The 13,758-nt window shown below is 59.7% G+C and carries 13 protein-coding genes and 1 tRNA gene; 7 read left to right on the plus strand and 7 right to left on the minus strand.

Annotation, left to right across the window (positions count from 1 at the left end; genetic code table 11):
• Positions 1-30: 30 nt before the first annotated feature.
• Both GRI43_RS10275 and msrB read left to right on the plus strand, forming a co-directional pair.
• Positions 31-1,347 (plus strand): cytochrome P450, encoded by a 1,317-nt coding sequence (locus tag GRI43_RS10275; RefSeq protein WP_160731029.1) that lies wholly within the window; start codon positions 31-33, stop codon positions 1,345-1,347.
• A gap of 102 nt (positions 1,348-1,449) precedes the next feature.
• Positions 1,450-1,947, plus strand: coding sequence for a peptide-methionine (R)-S-oxide reductase MsrB (gene msrB, locus GRI43_RS10280; protein ID WP_160731030.1), 498 nt, complete (start codon positions 1,450-1,452; stop codon positions 1,945-1,947).
• Between the two features lie 17 nt (positions 1,948-1,964).
• Here msrB and GRI43_RS10285 read toward each other — a convergent pair whose 3' ends face one another.
• The 7 genes from GRI43_RS10285 to GRI43_RS10315 form a co-directional block, all read right to left on the minus strand.
• The gene (locus tag GRI43_RS10285) at positions 1,965-3,797 is read right to left on the minus strand and encodes a hypothetical protein (RefSeq protein ID WP_235903725.1); all 1,833 of its coding nucleotides are present in this window, start codon (positions 3,795-3,797) and stop codon (positions 1,965-1,967) included.
• Entirely contained in the window at positions 3,755-4,204 is a 450-nt protein-coding gene (locus tag GRI43_RS10290) for a GtrA family protein (protein ID WP_235903726.1), read from the minus strand. The genes GRI43_RS10285 and GRI43_RS10290 overlap by 43 nt, the downstream gene beginning before the upstream one ends.
• A 10-nt stretch (positions 4,205-4,214) precedes the next feature.
• Positions 4,215-5,813: an NAD(P)/FAD-dependent oxidoreductase gene (locus GRI43_RS10295; protein WP_160731031.1), complete on the minus strand. Its 1,599-nt coding sequence runs from the start codon at positions 5,811-5,813 to the stop codon at positions 4,215-4,217.
• Between the two features lie 55 nt (positions 5,814-5,868).
• Positions 5,869-6,561: a PilZ domain-containing protein gene (locus GRI43_RS10300; RefSeq protein WP_160731032.1), complete on the minus strand. Its 693-nt coding sequence runs from the start codon at positions 6,559-6,561 to the stop codon at positions 5,869-5,871.
• Positions 6,562-6,730: 169 nt separating this feature from the next.
• Positions 6,731-6,815, minus strand: a tRNA-Leu gene (locus GRI43_RS10305).
• A 119-nt stretch (positions 6,816-6,934) separates the two neighbouring features.
• Positions 6,935-7,216 carry an integration host factor subunit beta gene (locus tag GRI43_RS10310; protein WP_160731033.1) on the minus strand — a complete coding sequence of 94 codons (282 nt, stop codon included), beginning with the start codon at positions 7,214-7,216 and terminating at the stop codon, positions 6,935-6,937.
• 181 nt (positions 7,217-7,397) lie between these two features.
• A complete protein-coding gene (locus GRI43_RS10315) occupies positions 7,398-7,739 on the minus strand; it encodes a GntR family transcriptional regulator (RefSeq protein WP_160731034.1) in 342 nt (113 codons plus the stop codon).
• A gap of 202 nt (positions 7,740-7,941) precedes the next feature.
• Between GRI43_RS10315 and GRI43_RS10320 the strand changes: the two genes are divergently transcribed.
• From GRI43_RS10320 to GRI43_RS10340, 5 genes are all read left to right on the plus strand, one after another.
• A complete protein-coding gene (locus tag GRI43_RS10320; RefSeq protein ID WP_160731035.1) occupies positions 7,942-9,774 on the plus strand; it encodes a peptide MFS transporter in 1,833 nt (610 codons plus the stop codon).
• A 28-nt stretch (positions 9,775-9,802) separates the two neighbouring features.
• Complete coding sequence (locus GRI43_RS10325; protein ID WP_160731036.1) at positions 9,803-11,179, plus strand: amidohydrolase; 1,377 nt, start codon at positions 9,803-9,805, stop codon at positions 11,177-11,179.
• Positions 11,176-12,483 (plus strand): amidohydrolase family protein, encoded by a 1,308-nt coding sequence (locus GRI43_RS10330; RefSeq protein WP_160731037.1) that lies wholly within the window; start codon positions 11,176-11,178, stop codon positions 12,481-12,483. The genes GRI43_RS10325 and GRI43_RS10330 overlap by 4 nt, the downstream gene beginning before the upstream one ends.
• A gap of 15 nt (positions 12,484-12,498) precedes the next feature.
• On the plus strand, positions 12,499-12,990 hold the full coding sequence (locus tag GRI43_RS10335) for an FKBP-type peptidyl-prolyl cis-trans isomerase (RefSeq protein WP_160731038.1): 492 nt from the start codon (positions 12,499-12,501) through the stop codon (positions 12,988-12,990).
• A gap of 73 nt (positions 12,991-13,063) precedes the next feature.
• The gene (locus tag GRI43_RS10340; RefSeq protein ID WP_160731039.1) at positions 13,064-13,747 is read left to right on the plus strand and encodes an NnrU family protein; all 684 of its coding nucleotides are present in this window, start codon (positions 13,064-13,066) and stop codon (positions 13,745-13,747) included.
• Positions 13,748-13,758: the final 11 nt, after the last annotated feature.

Below are 13,758 nucleotides of genomic sequence, written 5' to 3' on the forward strand. Positions count from 1 at the left end.
GGAAAGAGCGCGGGAGAGGAGAGAATGCCAATGGCCACGCAGGCACCAGAGAAGCCCCAGTTCCGTACATCGCCTTCAGCGTATGAAACGCTGGTGAAACATCTCGATGCACATCCGGAAGATCTTCCGAAGCATCCCGAGAAGTACGATGTAAGCCGCAGCGACATTTATTATGAAGACCGGTGGCAGCCGATCTTCGCGGAAATGCGCGCAAAGGGCCCGCTTCACTATGTGTCCGAAAGCCCGTTCGGCCCGTACTGGAATGTCGTCTCGCACAAGGCGATCCAGCATATCGAGGCCCTGCCCGAGCTGTTTTCCTCCAGCTGGGAGCATGGCGGGATTACCATTCTCGAGCGCGATATGGATGCGGAGGAAGGCCGCGAGCTGCCGATGTTCATCGCGATGGACCGGCCCAAACATACCGGCCAGCGCCGCACCGTGGCACCGGCGTTCACTCCCGCAGAAATGAAGCGGATGGATGACGAGATTCGCAAGCGCACAGGCGAACTCCTCGATTCCTTGCCCAAGGGTGAAGTGTTCGATTGGGTCGAGACGGTTTCCATCGAACTGACGACCGGCATGCTTGCCATCCTGTTCGGTTTCCCGTGGGAAGACCGCCATCTGCTGACTTTCTGGAGCGACTGGGCAGGCGACACCGAGATCGCGCTGGTCAAGGATTTGACCAATGACCGCGAGGAAGTCCTCCAGGAAATGGCAACGTATTTCCAGCAGCTTTGGATGAAGCGTGCACAGGAAGAACCCGGCCCCGATCTTATCTCAATGATGATCCATTCGCCTGCGATGAACCAGATGGACCCGCGCGAATTCATGGGCAATCTGGTCCTGCTGATCGTGGGCGGAAACGACACCACCCGCAACACCATGTCGGGCATCATTCATGCATTCGACAAATTCCCCGACCAGCGCAAACTGTTCGAGGAAAACCCGGATTTGATCCCCAACGCAGTGCAGGAATGCATTCGTTACCAGACCCCGCTTGCGCATATGCGGCGCACGGCATCGGAAGATACCGAACTGTTCGGAGAACAGATCAAGAAAGGCGACAAGCTGATCCTGTGGTATCTTTCGGCCAACCGCGATGAAGAGCTGTTCGAAAATGCCGAAAAGCTCGACATAACGCGCGAAAATGCCCGCAGGCATCTGAGCTTTGGCTACGGCATTCACCGCTGTGTCGGTGCGCGGCTTGCCGAATTGCAGCTGCGTATCCTGCTTGAAGAAATGCACAAGCGGCGGATGCGTGTGCATGTCGCAGGCGACGTCGAGCGGGTCCGGGCGAATTTCGTTCACGGCTTCCGCAAACTGGAAGTCGAGATCACCGAATTCTGACCAGTTCCGGTATACTGGTCAGTCCCGCGCTTTCGGGCATGATCCGTGTGAAACCTTTCTGCTCCCCGCGCCGTATATAGGTGTGAGCAGAAAGGATTGATCATGCCCGAACACGCAGTTTCAACCCGCCGTTCCTTCATCGGCTGGCTATCAGCAGGCGCCGCCTTGCCGGTATTGGCTGCTTGCGGCAGCGCGCCAGCAGAAGCGCGTAATTTTCCGGTCAAGCTAAGCGATGCGCAGTGGCGCAAGAGATTGACCAAGCAGGAATATTACATCCTTCGCGAGGCCGGGACTGAGCGCCCCTATAGCTCACCGCTGGACAAGGAAAAGCGCAAGGGGACCTTCATCTGCGCAGGTTGCAATAACCGCCTTTATTCTTCTGCGACCAAATATGACAGCCGCACAGGATGGCCCAGTTTCTGGAAGCCGATCGCTGGCGCAATCGCGACAGATACCGATTACAAGCTGGGTTATCCGCGAACAGAAGTGCTGTGCGCGGATTGCGGAGGTCATCTGGGTCATGTGTTCAATGACGGACCCAAGCCGACCGGAAAACGCTATTGCATGAACGGCGCAGCGATGGATTTCATCGCGGCATAGCCGCCGCAAACCTGCGCCTAGTTGCGCACGCGCCAGACCCTGAAGCTGTCTGGAGTGTCCAGTTCAACCGGTTCCAGCCATTCAGGGTTTTCACCGCTGATTAGCTGCGCAGCCAATCCGCCGGGATTTGCCTGAGCATACAGATTCGGCTCCGCCAGATCGCTGCACAGCGCCACATAGGCGGCTCCGCGTTTGCCGATGATCCTCTGTGCTGTCACCGGATCGCTGGTAAATGCCAGGATCACATCGCGCATGGCCATTTCTGCACGGTGATGGCTGGTCGCGATCACAGCGTGATCGGTGTCCAGGAGGATAACGGGGCCTATGTCGAGCGGGGCAAAGATCGTACCATTTTCCAGCCGCTTCAGCTGCCTGGCAGATTGCTGCAACTGGCAATCGCTGCTGCGAACGATGCCCGCCGGTGTCCCGGCGCTATCTTCGTCCAGTGCGCTTACCGCATCCCACACCCTGACCGGAGTTGCCGGAAGCAACAACAGGATCGTCGCCGCAACCGCACCGACTTTTGCCAGCAAGCGATCTTCGATTCTGAGGATGCGGAATAGCCTGGTGGCCAGCCAGCCAAGCGGGATCGCCGCGATGACGCAAGCAAACGCCGCAGAACGCCAGACCAGCAGCGACATCACGATGCTGCCCGCGATCAGGAAGGCGTATTCGCCCCACCAGGAACGGAGCCAATCGTGCGACTTCTGCCAGAGAATGAGAGTAGCCGAAAACGCCACCAGCAATTGCAGGAGCGTTGGGACGGCCTCGCTCAGGTCCTGTTCCCAAAAGGGTCGCCCTTCCAGAATGTGCACATACCAGTAATCGTGGACCAGCGGATCAAGCGATGCGAACGGCGTTATCAGGCATTTCGGCGAGGCCAGCCCGAAGAAAGAAAGGCCCGCGGCCCCGGTCAGACCAAAAACGGCGACCAGCGCCGGTCGCGGCATTGCAGGTGCAGCCGCGATTGCGCCCGTACCGATGGCGGTGATGATAAAGAAACCCAGATGGGCGGGAGAAACAGCGTCGCAGTACTGAGCCAAGTCGGCTGTGCCGCGCGTCAGGAAAAAGATGACCGAAAGGCCAAGCGCCAGCGCCTGCATATATCCGACAAGCCACCAGCGGGCAGCCCGGTCGCGGAACCAGCGGATAAACAGCACTGCCCCGAATAGGGCGACCATCGGCAGGATTTCGATCGAAATCGTCAGCCCGGCAGCCATTGCGAGCCCGGCGATCGCACCGCCCTGCAATGCCGATCGGTGCGCCATCGCCCACAGCGCGGCCGCAACCGCGACGATTTGCCACCCATGGTGGTCGACCCGCATGGGCTGAAGCTGAAAAACAAGCGGTGCGAGCAAGCCAATGCAGAGACACGCGAAGCCGGCGACTTGCGTATCGAACAATCGCCAAGCGAGCCGTCCGATCAAGAACAGAACTGCACCCAAAGTGAGCAGCGGGACCATGACCAGCGCTGCCGTTTCCGCGCCCGATTGGCCCAAAACCGGGCTGAGCACGAAAATCAGCAAGGCCAGCGGGATGTCGACCAGCCGCGACCAATGCATTTGTGTGCCTGTCGGGGGATCGATCCGGTACTGGTGTATATCGAACCAGCCCTGCCCGGCGATCAAGTCACGCACCTGGACCAATCGCAGCGCATCGTCCGGATCGGGGAATTGACCCTGCAACAACCGCGGCAGACCGATGGCAATGAAGATCGCAGACAACGCCGCCCAAACCAGCATGATACGCCGGTTGGGCCGTTCGTGCTGGCGATCCCGCCTGTCTCCTCCCGCCATGTCCATCTGGGTTACCCGGCAGGCCTGAAAACTACGCGGCTTCGCAGCAGCCATGTGACGCTAAAGCTCAAGGCAATCGCGACCAGCTTGGCCGGACGCGGGTCGAAGGCCATGTAATCGGCCGCGCCGACTATCGCGGTGGTTACCGCCAGCCCGGCAAAGGCGGAAATTACGAACAGTGCCTTCTGCTTTGTCCGTTCGCGGCCGCGCTCGGCCACGGTGTCCGTAAACACAGTGCGGCTGGATAGAAGCCAATGCGCAAGGATGCCCGCGCTGTAACCGGCAGCAGAGGCAATGGCCGCCAGCATACCCGCAGACAGCAGGACAAGGAACAAGCCGACATCGACCGCCAATGCCCCGACGCTCGCCAACAGGTAGCGCAGCAACCGGATATCGCGCAGCTTATCCAAGGCGGCGCGCATTCGCCTGGCGCCGGTCAAGGTTTGCACAGGCAGGCTCATGCCGCATTCCTCAAGCGACCTTGCGGCCTGCATGGTCGCCGTCAGCATCGGGTTTGATGCGTTCGGGGACATCGCGCAGCGAATTAAGTGCCGCTGCCTGATCAGCCGAAACCGTTTCGCGCGCCGGGATGGCTTTTTCGGCGCCTTCGTTACCGGCTTCGTGGTATTCAGCGTCTTCGTTGACGCACCACGTGTCATAGACACGCTCGCCGGCGAGAATGTTCTCGGTCGTGAGCATCGCGGTCATCATCGCGTGGTCCTGGTTGTTGTAACGGTGCATACCGTTGCGGCCAACAAGGTGCAGCGTGGGATATTTATCTTCCAGTTCGCAGCGCATCGCCTCGACATTCGCTGCATAATCCTCGTCATAGACGGGATAGGCTTTTTCCTGCCGGACAACCGCGCCGCCGACCACGTCCTGCGGGTCGCACAGGCCCAGAATCTGCATCTCTTTCTTCGCCAGTTCGATCAGATCCTCATCGGATGAAGACCACAATCCGTCATTCTCGAAACAGAAATACTCCAGCCCGACGCAAGCGACATCTTCATCCGGCACCATTTCCGGCGACCAGCTGCGGAAGTTCTGAACCCGGCCCACTTGGACCTTTTCGTCATGGATATAGATCCAGTTGTCGGGGAACAGGTCTTCCGATTTGATTTTCAGCGCCACCGTCAGGAAGTCGCGGTATTTCAGATTGGATGCGTTGAGTGTCGTATCCGGCAGCGGGTGCAGGCGCGCGGCCAGCTGCCGCATCGGTGCCGAACTGATCGCATCGCCGGCCTTCACCACGACCTTGTTGCCGTCCTTGTCCCGTCCGGTCATCCGCCAGCCGCCTTCGCCATCGGCAGCGAGCTGTTCCAGGCCGTGGCCCATCACGATGTGTCCCTTGCCCGTGGCAAGGATCTTGTCGCGCGCGGCGTCCCACATCATTCCGGGGCCAAGTCGCGGATAGCGGAACGTCTCCAGCAGAGTCTTGGCAGCTTGTCCGTCATTGGGTTTCTTGTTGAGCCCGAGCGAGCGCTTGAGGCCGTCCACGACCGCGCTCCACAGGCTGAGGCCCTTGATCCGCTGAGCTGCCCAATCGGCGCTCATTTCATCGCAGGGCATGCCCCATACCTTCTCGGTATAGGTCTTGAAGAAGATGGAATAGAGCTTCTTGCCGAACTGGTTCGTGGTCCAGTCTTCAAAGCTCTTCACGTCTTTCAGCGGAAACAGTTTGTAACGCAGATAGCTGACCATGCACGCAGTGGATCGCAACAGGCCAAGATTTCCCAGCGCCTCGAATGCACGCAGCGGATAGCTGTAGAACTTGCCTTCATAATAGATGCGGCTCATCCGCGGACGCTGGATGAAATCATCGGGCAGGATCTCGTTCCACAAGTCCACGACTTGCTGGCTTTTCGAAAAGAAGCGGTGGCCGCCAATGTCGAAGCGATAACCTTCATGTTCCACGGTACGGCTGATGCCGCCGACATAGGTTTCGTCTTTTTCGATGATCGCGACGGTCTTGCCCTGCTTGGTCAGCAGATACCCGGCGGTCAGGCCCGCGGGACCTGCGCCGATGATGGCTACGTCTACGTTCAATTCCCTGTTGGCGCTCGCGCTCATTCTTGCCCCCGGTGTTTGTATGATCCGGAGGTGAAGGAAATTGGTTAAGAGAAAGTTAGCGCGAGTGCGAAATCGCGCTCGGCGGAATGGCAGCAGAGTGCTCTGCGCGGCGGTCTGTGGGTGATTGCTCGCAGCGTTCGCCGCGCCCGTGGAGGTTGCGGATCAGTATCGCGAGGTTCGCCAGCGAGAACGTCGTATCGAACACCAGCCCGTAACATCCATCCTTGCGCCAGCGGACCCGCGCCTCGATCTCGGGCACTCCGCGTGCTTCCATCCGAATGGGCTGATCGATCATCAGACTGTCCGTTGTCTCGATGCTTCCGCCCTGCCGCGACAAATTCACCAGCTGGGCCTGAATCTGGCGGCCGTTCGTGTTGAGAGTTACCGGCAACTGGATGTCGAAGCGCAGATCGCGTTTGGGAAACTCGCCATAGCCGGCAACAATGGTGTCGACTTCGATCGGCACCAGGAACTGGAATCCCGCCTCTCCCGGCTTTTGCCAGATCAGTTCGACCGGGTGCATATCCCCGTTCTGGAATTCGATTGCCATCCGCTTGCCTTCGGGCAGCTCGTGAAAGCTTCGGATGCTCGCACCGCTGGCCGAGATATCGCGCACCACGCACAAATACTGACGGTCTTCCACCACCAGCTTCGCCGTGCGGATCAGCAAGGTGAAACGCGGCGCTGCGCGATCCTCCAGCTCGACCGGCTGATCCGGCTCAATTGGCAGTCCCTGTATGCCTTGCATTCTATACGGTCCCCGTTGCTGCCTGTCCTGTCTTCAGACGCAATTCCGGGGCTAAGCCAAATTGGCTAACAATATACTATCAGTCTATTCGGTAGTTTTTCCCGGCTTTTACTAGGCCGCAATCTTGGGAGACCAGTCCTCGCGAAAGGCGGTCCGACTAATTGCAGGATGGTACGGGTGACTGGACTCGAACCAGCACGATCAAAGATCAGGGGATTTTAAGTCCCCGGCGTCTACCATTCCGCCACACCCGCACGCTGGCATCCCTTAGGGTGTGCCCCGGTCGCTCTCAAGATTCTATTCGTTTGATATGCACGTAGCACCGCTGGCCGGGCATGGCCTGCAGCCCCGACACAGCCATGCGGCAAAACCCTCAGCTGGGGTTCAGCCGCTCACGCATTTCCTTGCCCGGTTTGAAATAGGGCACGCGCTTTGCAGCGACAGGAACAGCCTCACCAGTGCGAGGGTTACGGCCCATGCGTGCTTCACGTTCGCGGGTAGAGAACGCCCCGAATCCGCGCAGTTCCACGCGGCCACCTTCGGCAAGGCGTTTCGCGATCTCGTCAAAGAAAATGTCGACGACCTGTTCGATCTCGTCCGCCTTGAGGTCGGGATTATCCTTGGCGAGTGCCTGCAATAGCTCTGAACGTATCATTATTCTCTCCTCGCTCCCCCCCGAACTACACGCCCGGCAAAGAGCCCCCTTAACAAAGCAAAGTGCCGTTAACCGGCATCGCGACCCTGTCAACGAAGGTGCCAGAATGCGTGTGGCGGCGCAATGATTACAAACATCAAATCAAGCAAATGCGCGAATTTTCGGCGCCAGAGCCGCCAGATCAGGCTGATTCGAGCAATTCAGCGGGTTGAATGCCAAGCCTGCGCATGCGCTGCCGTATCTCGGGCCATTCATCGCGGATGAACTGATCGCGCTCGCTGCGGCGCAATTTTTCTGCCGCACCAGGCACCACATACATGCCCACACCGCGCTGCACCTCGACCAGGCCGTCAGACTGGAATTGCTGATATGCCTTGGCCACCGTCAGCGGGTTTGCGCCCTGCTCTGCTGCAAAGGCGCGCACCGATGGCAGCATTTCCCCTTCCGCGTATTCACCCTCGATGATAGACGCTGCGATCTGGTCGCGCAGCTTCAGGTAAACGGGTCGGGCTTGCTGGGTCATGGTATCGTCCTCTGGTAAGGTGCATCAGTGCCATAATACACTGCGCCGCGTCAAGTTCCCCGAAACCGCTAGAAACCGCACGGAAAGGCGGTTTCGATTGAAACTAGCGCTTCACATGAGAAATTCAGGCGTTAGTGTGCGTCGCTTCAACCCTCCGGTGGGAGAGGGGTAGACAAAAATCTATTGAGGGGGCCGCACGCCCATGACTGAGCTTATCTTTACGTTCGATTCCGCATTTGAAATGTGGGCGTTCTGGACTGCAGTGGTCGCTCTGGCAGCTTTCCTGCTGGGCGGCACGTATATCGTAACGCGTCCGCAACCGGAATTTGCAGGCCACCCCAAGGGATTGTTCCTGCTGTTCCTGGCTGAAATGTGGGAGCGTTTTTCCTACTACGGCATGCGCGCACTGCTGATTTTCTACCTCGTTCAGCACTGGATGTTCTCGGATTCCGAAGCATCGATAATCTACGGCGCGTACACAGCGCTGGTCTACATCACTCCTGTCGTAGGCGGCTATCTCGCCGACCGTTATCTGGGGCAGCGCAAAGCGGTGCTGTTCGGCGCGGTTTTGCTGACTTTCGGCCACTTCTTCATGGCTTTCGAAGGCAGCGGCGGACAGGCTGACCCCACCATCAACGTGTTCTGGGCAGCCTTGGCGCTGATTATCGTCGGATCGGGCTTCCTGAAGGCGAACATTTCCGTGATCGTCGGCCAGCTCTATTCGCGCACCGACATTCGCCGCGACCCTGCCTATACGATTTTCTACATGGGCATTAACGTTGGTGCGGCGACCGCTTCGATTATCTGCGGCTACCTCGGCCAGACTTACGGTTGGCAGTACGGCTTCGGCCTCGCCGGTATCGGCATGCTGATCGGCCTGATCTTCTTCGTCCTCGGCAAGCCCTTGCTCCTGGGCAAAGGCGAACCGAAAGACCCGGCCAAGCTGGCTGGCGGCAAGGAATTCGGCATTTACGGTGCCGGCCTTGCGATGGTCGCACTGTGCTGGGCTGCAATCCAGTATCAGGAACTGGTCGGCACAGTCCTTGGCGCATTTGGCGGCGCCTTGGTTGCTTACGTTTTGGCCATTGTCACTTTCCAGATGGCTTACGGATCATGGGAAGCGGCTCCACGGGTTCCATTCACGGTCTACCTCGCAAGTGCTGCGGTCATGATAATTGGCATCGTATTGGCCGCTCTTGGCAACTCAGCGATGGCTTACGTGGCTCTTGTCGGACTCGCAGGTTTGGTTGCCGTGCTAATCCAACAGTCGATCGTGAAGACTTTTCACGAGCGCGATCGGATCTTTGCAGCAATGTTCCTTATCCTGACGTCAATCGTCTTCTGGGCATTGTTCGAACAGGCCGGCTCCTCGCTCAACCTGTTCACGGATCGCCACGTCGACACGGAAGGCGTCAACGCCTCGATGTTCCAGTCGATCAACGCGATTTACATCGTGCTGCTGGCACCGCTGTTCGCGATGCTGTGGCAGAGCCTTGCCCGCAAGGGTGCGGAACCATCGACCCCGATGAAATTCGGCCTTGCCGTAATTCAGGTGGGTCTTGGCTTCCTCGTCCTTGTCTGGGGTGCAGAATCGGCCGGCGTGAACGTGCCGACGCCGGTGATCTTCATCTTCCTGATCTACCTGCTGCACACCACTGGTGAGCTTTGCCTGAGCCCGGTTGGCCTCAGTGCGATGAACCGCCTCAGCCCGGGGCAAATTGCTTCATTGGTTATGGGTACTTGGTTCTTCGCATCGGCAACCGGTAACTTCGCAGCCGGCCTGATCGCAGCAGCCACCGGCGCCGAAGGTGTCGGCGAAACGGCTGGCAAGCAGGTCGTGCTCGACGTTTACCAGACCGTTGGCCTTTACGCCGTCGGCATTGGTGTCGCCGTGATGGTCGTCAGCCCGCTGATCAAGAAGCTGATGCACCTTGACACGCTGCAGGATGACAACGTCGGTGACGATCTCGAGGGTCAGGCTGCTGCCGGTCTTGAATCGCAAGAAGGCGGCATCCATCCTGCGACCCGCGGATAAGAGTTCGAATAAATTGGAGACTAAAGCGATGCGCTACCGTGCCTTTACCATTCTGGGGGGCGCGGTAGCGCTCGCTGCTTGTTCCGGTGCCGGGGAATCCCGACCGGCAAGTGCCGCGGACAAGGCACCTGCCGCAGCCGAAACCCCATACGCCTCCACCTACAGCGCATATCCCGGCGCACCCACCGCGCTGGTCGGTGCGACCATTTATGACGGGACCGGCGGCAAGATAGAAAACGGCGTGGTCCTGTTCGCTGACGGTGAAATCGTCGGTGCGGGAGGCGCGGACATGGCAATCCCCGCTGGCTACACCCGGATTGATGGCGCCGGCAAATTCGTTACCCCGGGCATTATCGACATTCATAGTCATCTGGGCGATTATCCCAGCCCGTCGGTCCAGGCGCATTCCGACGGCAACGAAGCAACCGATCCAACCACGCCCGATGTATGGGCAGAACATTCTGTCTGGCCGCAGGACCCCGGCTTCAGCCGGGCGATGGCCAATGGCGGCATAACCGCGCTGCAAGTCCTGCCCGGTTCCGCCAACCTGATGGGCGGGCGCACGATTACACTGAAGAACGTGCCCAGCCGGACGGTGCAGGGGATGAAGTTCCCTGATGCGCCCTACGGCATGAAGATGGCCTGCGGTGAAAACCCCAAGCGCGTCTATGGCAGCCGTGGCCGCAAGCCATCCACCCGGATGGGCAATTTCGCAGTCAATCGCCAGACCTGGCTCGATGCGCAGGAATATGCCGATGGCGACCGCAAGAAACGCAATCTGGCAAAGGAAACGCTGGCCGGCGTGCTGGACGGCGAAATCCTGATCCACAACCACTGCTACCGCGCAGACGAAATGGCGCTGGTGATGGATATGGCCAAGGAGTTTGGCTACAAGGTGAGCACGTTCCATCATGCGGTTGAAAGCTACAAGATCGGCGACCTGCTGAAGGAAAACGAGGTTTGCTCCGCAGTTTGGGCCGACTGGTACGGGTTCAAGATGGAAAGCTATGACGGCATTCCTGAAAACGCTGCGCTGATCCATCAGTCCGGTGCCTGTGTGGTCATCCATTCCGACGATGAAAACGGAATCCAGCGTCTGAATCAGGAAGCTGCCAAGGCGCAGGCCGCCGGGCGGCGCATGGGGATCGAAATTTCCGATGCCGACGTAATTTCCTGGATCACTCTCAACGCCGCAAAAGCGATGGGTATCGGCGATCAGACCGGCAGCCTGACAAGCGGCAAAATGGCCGATGTCGTGCTGTGGAACGGCGATCCGCTGAGCGTCTATTCGCGGCCCGAGAAGGTGTGGGTCGACGGTGCGCTGCTGTACGATGCGAACGATCCGAAAAGGCGCCCGGTAAGCGATTTCGAGCTTGGCCAGCCCGGTGAAGGAGACGTGAAATGAACCGCGTTATGAAGTTCACCGCCGCCGTCAGTGCCCTTGCCATAGGCGCGGGTTTCGCTGGCTCTGCCGCTGCGCAGGATTTCGCCATCACCAATGCAACCGTCGCAATCGGTGATGGCAGCGAACCCGTGAATGGCGCGACCGTCGTTGTACGCGGCGGAAAGATCGTCGCGGCCGGGGCCGGCGTCGCCGCACCAGGGGATCTGCAAGTGTATGACGGCCAGGGCAATTGGGTCACCCCGGGCATCTTCATGCCGCTGACCGATCTCGGTTTGTGGGACGTAGGCGCTGTAAACGACAGCAACGACGTGCGCGCCGGTGATGCCCGTTTTGGCGCAGCGCTGGATGCCTCGACTGCGGTCAATTACGCATCGCAGCACATCGCAGTCAGCCGCGCTGGCGGAGTGACACGGGCGACCATCACAACCGCACCGGCGGACTCGATCTTTGCGGGCCAGGGTGCAGCCATCGATCTGGGCGCAGATCCTGACGCAGTGATGCAAGCCAAGAAATTCCAGCTCGTGGTGCTTGGCGAAATGGGTGCGCGGATTGCTGGCGGCAGCCGGATTGCCGCCTATGCCGAATTCGCCAATGCTTTGCGCGAGGCGCGCGACCTTGCGAACGGAAACTGGAGCGGTGAAGACAATTTGCTAACCCGCGCCGATGCCGCCGCCCTTGGCGCGGTAATCAGCGGCCAGCAGCAATTGTATGTGCACGTGGAACGTGCGGCCGACATCACCGCCGTGCTGGGCCTCAAACGCACATATCCGCAGCTCGATCTGGTGCTTGTCGGGGTCAGCGAAGGCTGGATTGTGGCCCGCCAGATCGCCGCATCCGGCGTACCGGTTATCGCCGACCCGCTCGATGACTTGCCTTCCAGCTTCGAACAGCTGGGCGCCACGCAGAGCAATGTGGGCCGAATGGTCGATGCTGGCGTAAAGGTTGCGCTTGGCGGACTGAGCGGCGGGATCACCGGGCCGCGTACTGCGCCGCAATTTGCCGGCAATCTGGTGGCTCTGCAAAAAGTGCCGCGCGCCTCCGGCCTGACATGGGGCGAAGCCTTCGCCAGCATCACTTCCATCCCGGCCGAGATTTCGGGATATGGGGGCCAGTTTGGCGTGCTGAAACCCGGTGCCGCAGGCGACGTGGTGGTGTGGGATGGTGACCCGCTGGAAGTATCGAGCGCACCGGTTCGTGTTTTCATTGACGGAATCGAGCAACCGCTCACCAGTCACCAGACGCGCCTTCGTGATCGTTACCGCGATCTGGACGAGAGCGACCTTCCCAAAGCATACGACTGGTAAACGGACCTGATGAGCATGAGATTCGTGACACTGCTTGCCGCAGCAGGCGCAGCGGCATTGTCTTCGCACGCCGCTGCGCAGGACGGGCAACCCGCCGACCGTTCCGAAGATGTCGCCTGGCATAATCAACAGCAGGCTGCGCTTGCCATGCGCAGCTATAAGGATGGCTGGTCTTATCTGGACGGCGGCCTGTTGTGGCGGCGGGTCAAGGGCACGGGTCAAGGCCCAAAGCCGCGTGTCGCCGATACGGTAACCGTGCATTACGCAGGCAGGTTCACCGACGGGACCAGTTTCGACAGTTCGTTCGACCGAGGTCAACCGGCTACCTTCCCGCTGCGCCGGCTGATCAAGGCGTGGCAGTTGGCAATCCCCGAAATGGGCGTCGGCGATACGATCGAAATCGCGGTGCCTTCAGATCTTGGCTACGGCCCGTTCGGCAAGGGGGCGATACCCGGCGGCGCGACCTTGCTGTTCACTATTGAATTGCTTGGCATCGCGGAAAGCTAAGGCACAGCGCAAGCCGCGCCGATTGTCATCTCGGGTGCAATGTGGTTCTCTGCACTGAGGCGGAGGATAGCAGATGGACCTGGCACTCATTTCCCTGATTGCAGCGAGCACGGCGTTTGTCGGCACGCATTTCGCCATGTCGCACCCGCTGCGCGCGCCGTTGGTCCGGGCGCTTGGCCCCACCGGCTTCATGGGCATCTATTCACTCGTCAGCGCAGCCTGCATGGTGTGGATGTATTTCGCCTTCGTCGCCGCCGGAGCAGGCACGCCCCCGCTATGGTCAGGGTTCGGCGATTTTGCATGGATGTCCGCAAGCTTCCTGACCCTGCTCGCACTGATCCTGTTCGCAGGCTCGTTGGTCGGCAACCCCGCCCTGCCCGCGCCGGGGGCTGAGGACGCCGCAAGGGCGGAGGTCAGCGGCGTGTTCAAGGTGACCCGGCACCCGATGATGTGGGGTTTTGCGCTGTGGGGCGCATCGCACATGATCGCCGTACCCACCGCGCGCACTCTGATTGTCGCGAGCGCGATCATCTTTCTCGCACTGGTCGGTGCCTATATGCAGGACCGCAAAAAACGCGTGCTGATGGGCGATGCGTGGGCGCAGTGGCAGGTGAAGACCACCTATTGGCCCCGGTGGGAGCGGATCTTGCAGGTCGGCGTATTCCCGCTGGTCGGCGGAACCGCACTGTGGCTGGCGCTGACCTATATTCACATTCCGCTGGGCGGATGGGAAGCGGGCATCTGGCGCTGGGTTTGACGGTACTGCTG

The sequence above is a fragment of the Pontixanthobacter luteolus genome (assembly GCF_009828095.1).
Lineage (GTDB): Bacteria > Pseudomonadota > Alphaproteobacteria > Sphingomonadales > Sphingomonadaceae > Pontixanthobacter > Pontixanthobacter luteolus.